General features: G+C 63.6%; 2 protein-coding genes. Both read right to left on the reverse strand.

The window, feature by feature from the left end; translation table 11 throughout:
* Nucleotides 1–122: 122 nt before the first annotated feature.
* A complete protein-coding gene (locus B1C78_RS16420) occupies nt 123–1,070 on the reverse strand; it encodes a GGDEF domain-containing protein (protein WP_077280240.1) in 948 nt (315 codons plus the stop codon).
* 413 nt (nt 1,071–1,483) lie between these two features.
* Nucleotides 1,484–1,683 (reverse strand): hypothetical protein (locus B1C78_RS17695; protein WP_217698056.1); only part of this gene is annotated, 200 nt, incomplete at its 5' end.

Below are 1,683 nucleotides of genomic sequence, written 5' to 3' on the forward strand. Positions count from 1 at the left end.
CCGCGATAGGACTCCGGCGGGACGACTCTGTCATGCTGAAGTTTGCTGCCATTTCCACGTGTTCCCCTAAACGTTTCAGTCTGTTGTGCGGTAGCCGGTGTCCGCCCGGTGAGATATTCGGGCTAAGCGTTCCCGGCCGGCATGACCATGGGACCCCCCCTGGCGAGGGACACGCGTCCCCGCCCCCTGCGCTTGGCATCGTAGAGTGCGGCATCAGCCCGACCGACAAAGGTATCCAGGGTGTCCTCCTTACGCAGTTGTGTGACACCAATACTCACTTTTCCGTCCATCCCCACCAATACGCGATCGGCTATGGCTTGCGCCGCCCCGGAGCTGCCCCAGGCAATGATGGCAAACTCGTCTCCGCCGACTCGACAGACCTTATCCACGTGCTCACGAATGCTCGCGCGCATGACACTTGCCATGCGCTGCAGATACTGATCGCCGTACTGGTGGCCATGGCTGTCGTTGATCTCCTTGAAGAAATCCAGATCCAGCAGGATCAGACACAAGGGCTCGCCCTGACGACTGGCACGCAGCACCGCCTCGCGCAACCGGTTGTCGTAGGCACCGCGGTTGAGCAGGCCGGTGAGACTGTCCGTCTCCGCCTTGCGTATTGAGGCCTGCAACTCGCGCTTCTTGCGATCCAGGTCCGCCTCCAGTTCCGCCATCTCGTGCGCGGCCCGCTGGCGCGCCTGCTCCAGTTCGGCGGCGAATTGCTCGTTCCGTCGCCTCAGGAGTTCCGGATCGGCCGATTCACTGGTCCTGCTAAGTTCCGCCGCCAGTTCCCGCAGACGCTCGACAGGCGGAGCAGAAGGCAGGCGCGCAAGCAGGTGCCCCTCGTTCGGCCAGTGCCATCTCACCTCGGTATCGTCGACCCGCAGGGAGACCTCCAGAACGCCGGGTGTCTCGGCCGCCGCGTTGCGCAGCCGCGCCAGCATGGGTGTCAGCGCCACCGAGGCGCCAAACACACTGCCGCCCAAGGCGCGCACAGCATCCACCGAAAACCGGGCCAGCCGCAGCCGGTCCGGTTCCACGGAGACCGAAAGCCTGAGTATGGTTTCCCCCAATCTGACCGCCCTTATTCTGTCCTTGCAGGATCAGCTCGCGTGCCACGTCAACCCGATCGAAAATGGAGAAAACACCGGGTTGCGTCCTAACCGAGGCCCGCATCGGATTGTGTTCATGAATAGCCGCTCATAGCCTAACCGCGCGGCCGGGGCAGGTCCATTGCGAACTCGTATCACAAAGGGACTTCAAATCATTGAATTAAAGTAAATTATACGCGACGCACCGGCCCGCAGATCGGTTGTGTCGTCTTTTTTCAGCCATCCATCGTCCAAAAGCACGAAATAGTGGCTCGCTCGGCCGGATCGGCACACCCCCTCGACAGCCGGCCTCCGCGCATGAAACGAGCCGGGCGGCCGGTGACGAGGCACCGGTCGCCCGGGTCGGACCCTTCCACTGGCGTCTTGCGCACCGACTACTGCACGCTGACGGAGACCTCCGCCGTGGCGCTGGCGTGCGCTTCCACCGAACCCGCATCAGTCAGGTCCGCGTCGCCGCCTTCCACCTCGGCACCTGCCTCGGTGTCGGCGCCGGCCTCAACGTCGGTGCTGCCTTCAGCGTCGGCCACATCACCGTCAGTACCGCCTTCCACGTCGGCTCCCGCCTCGGTGTCGG

Origin of the sequence: Thioalkalivibrio denitrificans (genome assembly GCF_002000365.1) — a bacterium.
Classification (GTDB): domain Bacteria; phylum Pseudomonadota; class Gammaproteobacteria; order Ectothiorhodospirales; family Ectothiorhodospiraceae; genus Thioalkalivibrio_A; species Thioalkalivibrio_A denitrificans.